The 6,396-nt window shown below is 42.2% G+C and carries 7 protein-coding genes; 5 read left to right on the forward strand and 2 right to left on the reverse strand.

What is annotated here, in order from left to right:
• Nucleotides 1-2: 2 nt before the first annotated feature.
• Genes LN893_RS09650 through mnhG form a run of 4 tightly spaced genes read left to right on the forward strand, consistent with a single transcriptional unit; the run spans nt 3 to nt 2,694 of the window.
• Nucleotides 3-1,511: a proton-conducting transporter transmembrane domain-containing protein gene (locus tag LN893_RS09650; RefSeq protein ID WP_229969607.1), complete on the forward strand. Its 1,509-nt coding sequence runs from the start codon at nt 3-5 to the stop codon at nt 1,509-1,511.
• A 15-nt stretch (nt 1,512-1,526) separates the two neighbouring features.
• Nucleotides 1,527-2,021: a Na+/H+ antiporter subunit E gene (locus LN893_RS09655; RefSeq protein WP_229969608.1), complete on the forward strand. Its 495-nt coding sequence runs from the start codon at nt 1,527-1,529 to the stop codon at nt 2,019-2,021.
• Nucleotides 2,018-2,287, forward strand: a complete 270-nt coding sequence (locus LN893_RS09660) for an MrpF/PhaF family protein (RefSeq protein WP_229969609.1) — start codon at nt 2,018-2,020, stop codon at nt 2,285-2,287. The genes LN893_RS09655 and LN893_RS09660 overlap by 4 nt, the downstream gene beginning before the upstream one ends.
• Complete coding sequence (gene mnhG / locus LN893_RS09665; protein ID WP_229969610.1) at nt 2,287-2,694, forward strand: monovalent cation/H(+) antiporter subunit G; 408 nt, start codon at nt 2,287-2,289, stop codon at nt 2,692-2,694. The genes LN893_RS09660 and mnhG overlap by 1 nt, the downstream gene beginning before the upstream one ends.
• Here mnhG and LN893_RS09670 read toward each other — a convergent pair.
• On the reverse strand, nt 2,681-3,490 hold the full coding sequence (locus LN893_RS09670) for a metallophosphoesterase (protein WP_229969611.1): 810 nt from the start codon (nt 3,488-3,490) through the stop codon (nt 2,681-2,683). The two genes, mnhG and LN893_RS09670, sit on opposite strands and share 14 nt — an antisense overlap.
• A 165-nt stretch (nt 3,491-3,655) precedes the next feature.
• Here LN893_RS09670 and LN893_RS09675 point away from each other — a divergent pair, with 165 nt between their 5' ends.
• The gene (locus LN893_RS09675; protein ID WP_229969612.1) at nt 3,656-5,434 is read left to right on the forward strand and encodes a chloride channel protein; all 1,779 of its coding nucleotides are present in this window, start codon (nt 3,656-3,658) and stop codon (nt 5,432-5,434) included.
• Nucleotides 5,435-5,461: 27 nt separating this feature from the next.
• On the opposite strand, the gene LN893_RS09680 is transcribed toward LN893_RS09675, so the two are convergent.
• A complete protein-coding gene (locus LN893_RS09680; RefSeq protein ID WP_229969613.1) occupies nt 5,462-6,346 on the reverse strand; it encodes a hypothetical protein in 885 nt (294 codons plus the stop codon).
• Nucleotides 6,347-6,396: the final 50 nt, after the last annotated feature.

Below are 6,396 nucleotides of genomic sequence, written 5' to 3' on the forward strand. Positions count from 1 at the left end.
CAATGCAGCTAGAAGATCACTTGCTACTACTACTACCGATACTGGTACCTTTTATTGGTGCCATCCTCTGCATTTTTTGTTGGCGAAAAGTTACTGCTCAAAAAATCATCGCCCTGTTAACTCAACTAGGTTTATTGGCGAGTGCCTTTATGCTCTACAGGCATGTAGCACTGCACGAGATAGTGAATATACAAATGGGAGGCTGGCCAGCACCTTATGGTATCACCTTAGTGGCCGATATGCTAAGCTGCCTCTTATTGGTAGCAGGTTCTTTAGCGGGCCTAGCCGTTATTATCTATTCTTTTTATGACTTAGATAAACCTCGTATCCGCTACGGCTACTATCCTGTGGTGATGGTTATGCAAATGGGTATCGGGGGCACCTTGCTAACAGGGGACTTATTTAACCTGTATGTCTGGTTTGAGATACTGTTGATTTGTGCCTTTGTGCTTATAACCATAGGCGGCACAAAAGAACAACTGGAAGGAGCCCTGAAGTATGTTACCATCAACCTAATTGCCTCTGGCTTATTGCTGGTAGGCATCGGTACCATCTATGGTATGACTGGTTCGCTTAATCTAGCTCAAATTGCCGTACAGGCGCAAACTATGCCACAGTTGCAGGGCTTGTTTGTTGTAGCCAGTATGTTTTTTATAGTTAGTGTTGGTATAAAGGCAGCTGCTTTCCCACTTTTCTTCTGGCTACCTGCTTCTTACCACACGCCTCCCATTGCTGTTTCCGCTATTATAGCTGGCCTACTCACTAAAGTGGGCTTATATGTGCTGGTTAGGCTATTTACTTTGGTATTTAAAGTAGAGCCTGGTTTTACCATGTACGTGCTGCTGATTATGGCAGGACTAACCATGGTAGTAGGTGTATTGGGAGCAGCTACACAGAATGATTACAGAAAAGTACTCTCCTTTAGCATCGTGAGCCAAATAGGCTATATGCTGATGGGGCTTGTCATTTTCACTCCCTTAGCCTTAGCAGGAACCATATATTTTATCATGCATAACATGCTTGTGAAAACGAATTTGTTTATGGTTGGTGGTGCCGTAGCACAGGCACAGGGAAGCTTTAAGTTCAGGCATCTGGGAGGTGTTTATAAGAAGCACCCGCTGCTGGCCATCATCTTTTTTGTGTCTGCGCTTTCATTGGCGGGCATTCCGCCTTTCTCAGGTTTCTGGGGTAAGTTTATGTTAGCTAAAGCTGGCTTCGAGAGTGGGTTTTATACGTTAGCAGGTGTTTCCCTGGCTGCTGGCGTTGTCACTATTATCTACCTGACAAAAATATGGAACCAGGTTTTTCTGAAGGAAAGGCCAGAGAACATTCAAACATTACTGCCTGTGCAGCCATTGAAAAACATGCTGCAGTTGCCTATGCTGATGCTGTTGGCATGTATTGTAGCGCTGGGTATTTATGCTGAGCCCTTTATTGACATTACCATGCGTGCCGCTGAACAGCTACTAAATAGCGAAATGTACATTAATGCCGTATTAAACAATAACTAAGCTCGATACTGCGTCATGAATACTTTTCTCATACACTTTGCCATAGCGGCTTATGCCGTAACCTGGGCTATAGGTAAACTTAACTGGTTTGACGATAGTGCAGCCATGACCATACTAGTGTTTCTTGTCGCTTTCACCTTTCTGTGGCTGAGCTCGATTTTATACGACAGAAACTACTTCAGGAAAATCCCGAAGGTGCTGGGCCTGTTCTTTTTCTTTCTGAAAGAACTGATCATGGCTAACCTAAAAATAGCCTATGATATTATAACTCCCCGTTACTTTATGAACCCTTCTATTATTGCCTTACCTCTTAAAGCATCTACCGATTTAGAAATAAGCCTGCTGGCGAATATGCTCACGCTTACACCTGGCTCTTTAAGCGTAGATGTTTCAGAAGACCGCAAGGAGCTTTATGTGCACCTACTTTATGCAGACGATGAAAAAGTTGAAAGCATTAAGAAGGAGTTAAAGGACGGATTTGAAAAAAGAATTTTAGCGATAACCCGATGAATATTTTCGATACGACACTTCTAATTGCTTTTTTTGTTTTGGGCGTTTGTCTGCTGCTAGCGGCTATAAGGTTTGCCATGGGCCCAAGCCTGCTAGACCGCATCACGGCCTTCGATTTAATTGTAGCGAATGTGATAGGCATTATAGTCATCTACAGCAAACTTACCAGAGATTTTGAGCTGATTGATGTGGCATTGATTCTGTCGTTGTTTGGCTTTCTTGGCTCCATCTCTTTTACCTACTACATGTTGAGAAGAAATAACTAATGGATATAGATCTGGAATTTGTTAAAGAAATCATTAGCAGCGCATTTATATTGGCGGGTGTATTTTTTATGCTCGTCGCTTCGATAGGATTGCTGCGTCTCCCTGATTTTTATACCCGCATGTCTGCCATCACGAAAGGAGCTACACTGGGGATGGGTATGATTGTGATAGGTATTGGCGTATACTTTAACGATACCGAGATAATGCTTAAGATACTCGCTATCCTATTTTTTACACTGATTACTTCTCCAGTGGCCGCTCATGCCATTACACGCACTGCTATTTATAAAAAGGTGCCTTTATGGAAGAAAACAGATCTGAAAGAGTTTCAGAACTACCTCCAAAAGCGTGAACTGGACAAAGACGAAGTTGAAGATCAGCTTCAGAAAAACTCTAAGAGGCTTTAGCGTATTTTACAAAAGGTCTGGCTGGTTCAGTGTATAGTTTAAAGGCATCTACGGCCGTAAGACGAAAGTCGGGATAAGAAAGGGCAGTTAATCTCCCACCAAAAACACAGCCAGTATCTATGTTGATGGTGTTGTTACGCCAACGAGGCTCATAAACAGGTGTGTGCCCATACACTACTACAGCCTCACCTGCATAGTCTGCTGCCCAATCTAATCGGACGGGAAACCCGTTTTGATCTAACTGACCTGTTGTAGGTCCATACAAACTAAGTTCTCTGGCAGCTCTGGTATTCTTTTTATGCAGCCGCTCCTCTAAGCCAGCATGTGCAACCACCAGTCTGTCATCGTCCAGCACAAGGTGGTGCGGTAGCTTACCAATGAAGTTCCTCACACGATCAATAAAAGCCTTGTTTCGATCCTGAAGCTGCTCCATCGTTACCTCCAAACCGTGCCTCACTTTTACTTTGCGGCCTTTTAGTTTTCTGTACAGTTTATCATCGTGGTTTCCGAGTACGCAGAAAGCGAGCCCCTGCTCTACCAGGTCCATCACAAGCTGTAACACAGCAGGCGAATCAGGGCCTCGATCTACCAAGTCACCCACAAAAATCAGCTTCTGGTGTTGTGGCAACTTAGCCTGAAAACGTTGTTCAATCTCGTTATATTCAACTTTAAAGTCCAGCAGGTGCAGGAGGGCATGCAACTCCTGAAAGCAGCCATGCACATCACCAATAATATGAAACGGACCGTGGAGGTCAGGGAGTATCAAGTTATTAAATTTTTGATCTGCTGGAGCCATACAAAATTTAAATTGAATGCTGAAATTGCACTATATATAAACACCGAAAACAGCGCTTGAGTTGGTTTTAGTATATTTTTTTTTCTTTTGTCTCTAAAAGGTTGAGCCCCGCAATTGTTCTGGTTACATTTGCGCTCCACTTTCTATTAATTGCCGTAAACGGCTATGCCTCATTACAAAAAGTATAAGATTCCGTTATTGTGGCTTCGCCGCCATACCTCCGACAGGGAGTTCATGCTCCTTTCCAGTGTGCTTGTTGGGCTTACGGCAGGGCTTGCTGCTGTGGTACTCAAAACACTGGTGCATTACATACACATGCTCCTGGCTTATGGTAACCGCTTGCTAGATCAACCTTACTGGCTGGTTGTTTTTCCAATTATCGGTATTCTGATTACAGTTGTTATTGTACAGAACTTTTTTGGCGGCAAACTAGGTAGAGGCACGGCTAACATTTTGTACTCGATCTCGCAGAAGTCGAGCATGGTTGAAAGGGACAAGATGTATTCTCATATAATTACAAGTGGTATAACAGCAGGCTTTGGTGGTTCAGCGGGTTTGGAGTCCCCTATTGTGGTAACGGGTTCAGCTATCGGTTCTAACTACGGCCGCGACTACCATCTAAACTATCGCGACCGCACATTACTACTGGCCTGTGGCGCTGCGGCAGGTATTGCTGCCGTGTTCAACGCTCCTATTGCAGGCGTTCTCTTTGCCATAGAGGTACTACTAACCGATATTAGTATCGCTGCCTTTATTCCCCTTATTATTTCTGCCGTAGTAGGTGCTCTATGCTCCAGAATTATCCTTCAGGAAGAAATACTTTTTTACATTGGCCAGAATGAATTGTTTGAAGCTAGCCATGTGCCTTATTATGTACTGCTGGGAATATTGGCAGGTATCATTTCGGTATATTATGTACGGATGGTGCATCGGGTAGAAGATCTCTTTGAACCCTATCAGGATAAAGTATACAGCAAAGCATTGGTAGGCGGCGCAATGCTGGGGCTGCTTATTATGCTGTTTCCCCCGCTTTTTGGAGAAGGCTACGACAGTATTAAACTTTTGGAGAGCTCACAAGCTGAACAGCTTTTGCAGGATAGTTGGCTCGCCTTTTTCGGGACAAACGAATGGCTGGTGCTGTGCTTTATAGGTGCGTTGGCATTGGTGAAGGTATTTGCCACCACACTTACCATATCATCAGGCGGTAACGGTGGCAACTTTGCGCCCTCTATGTTTGTGGGTGCCAGTACAGGCTTCTTTTTCTCGCGCCTGATGAACATGCTTGACATTGGCAGATTACCAGAACACAGTTTCTCTATGGTGGGTATGGCAGGTATTTTGAGTGGCGTGATGCATGCCCCTTTGACCGCTGTTTTCCTTATTGCCGAAATTACGGGAGGCTATACGCTCATGATCCCTCTTATGATCGTGTCTGCTACTTCTTTTGCTCTGGTAAAATACTTCGAGCCGTACTCACTCGACACAAAAAAGCTAGCTCAGAAAGGCCAGTTGCTTACCCATAACAAGGACAACACCATTCTGCGCATCATGAAGATTCGCCATTTGATTGAAACCGATTTTCAACCTATTTCGCCAGATGCCTGTTTAGGAGAACTGGTAGAGGTAATTGCCCATTGCAGCCGTAATATTTTCCCTGTGGTAACGGCCGAACAGAAACTGGTAGGAATTATTCTGCTGGAACAGGTTCGGGAGATTATGTTTAAAACAGAGAAATATAAAACAGTACAGGTAAAGCACCTGATGATAAAACCTCGTGCCGTTGTGCAGGAAGATGATAATATGGCTGCCGTTATGAAAAAATTCGATGAAACTGGTGCCTGGAACTTACCCGTATTGGATGGTGAGGTATATGTTGGCTTTGTCTCAAAATCGAGCATCTTTACCAAGTACAGAAAACTGCTGATTAAGACTACGGAAGTGTAAGAACGGTTATGATGAGGAAGAATTATGTTAGATTTTATCCATTTCCTTCTTCACCTTATCTTGGTAATGACTGATATTAATTAGCTGGGCTAATTCTGCTGCTTTAGCTAAATTCTCTTTTCTAATGTTGGGTTCAGAGAGCCTTCCAATATGAATCAAGTTTTCTATTATCAATGTTGGAATAGCAAGTGCTGTTGCTTTTTCTAGCGACAATTTGTAAAACTTTAAAGCCTCTTTTCGAAATTCATCTACAGATGAGATATCAGCAAGTTTAGGAATCATCTCTTCATAATTCGATCCTTTCTCCTTTAAGATATGAGCAAATAAATGTTCATCACCTACAATCTCTGCCATACCTTCCGCTCTAGAAAGCTGACTTAAAGACTCATCATTATTACCTTTTGCACGCTCTATAATTCCAATATGATAATGTTGTTCAGAGAGCTCTGATTGATTATTCATGTAATCGAGGCTTTTTGAATTATAGATAACATTAAATGCATCTTTATGCATTCTGAGTGCTTGACCGAAGCTTCCTTTTCTCTTATAGTATATGCCTAAATGGATAAAACATGCAATCCTACCAGTTTCATCCTTCAATCTATTGGCTATCTTCAAAGCATCTTGTGTTACTTTAAAATGAGATTTTGAATCCCATTGCGTTTTATAAACATCAGCCAGTCCTATAAATGCTTTTCCCCTATACAAATCAGAATATTTTGAATTGACTACTTGTTTATAATATTTCTTTGCTACACTAGTTTGATGAATCTCTTGAAATATATTGCCTAGTGTATACGCCTTGTTCTTTAAAAGCAGCTGTTTTAAATTTTCAATATCAACATTCCATTTACCTAACAAAAGTTTACAGTTTGAATTGATACTTTCATCATATGGTGTGTCTAACGTCAAATCCCATAAATTTTTGGTTGTGGTTTAGAATGTATGATGTAGGAATAAAT

This window comes from Pontibacter harenae (assembly GCF_020907245.1).
Classification (GTDB): domain Bacteria; phylum Bacteroidota; class Bacteroidia; order Cytophagales; family Hymenobacteraceae; genus Pontibacter; species Pontibacter harenae.

Coding starts and splice junctions, on each gene's coding strand:
- LN893_RS09650 (WP_229969607.1), top strand. CDS start 3: ATGCAGCTAGAAGATCACTTGCTACTACTACTACCGATACTGGTACCT.
- LN893_RS09675 (WP_229969612.1), top strand. CDS start 3,656: ATGCCTCATTACAAAAAGTATAAGATTCCGTTATTGTGGCTTCGCCGC.
- LN893_RS09670 (WP_229969611.1), bottom strand. CDS start 3,490: ATGGCTCCAGCAGATCAAAAATTTAATAACTTGATACTCCCTGACCTC.
- LN893_RS09655 (WP_229969608.1), top strand. CDS start 1,527: ATGAATACTTTTCTCATACACTTTGCCATAGCGGCTTATGCCGTAACC.
- LN893_RS09660 (WP_229969609.1), top strand. CDS start 2,018: ATGAATATTTTCGATACGACACTTCTAATTGCTTTTTTTGTTTTGGGC.
- mnhG (WP_229969610.1), top strand. CDS start 2,287: ATGGATATAGATCTGGAATTTGTTAAAGAAATCATTAGCAGCGCATTT.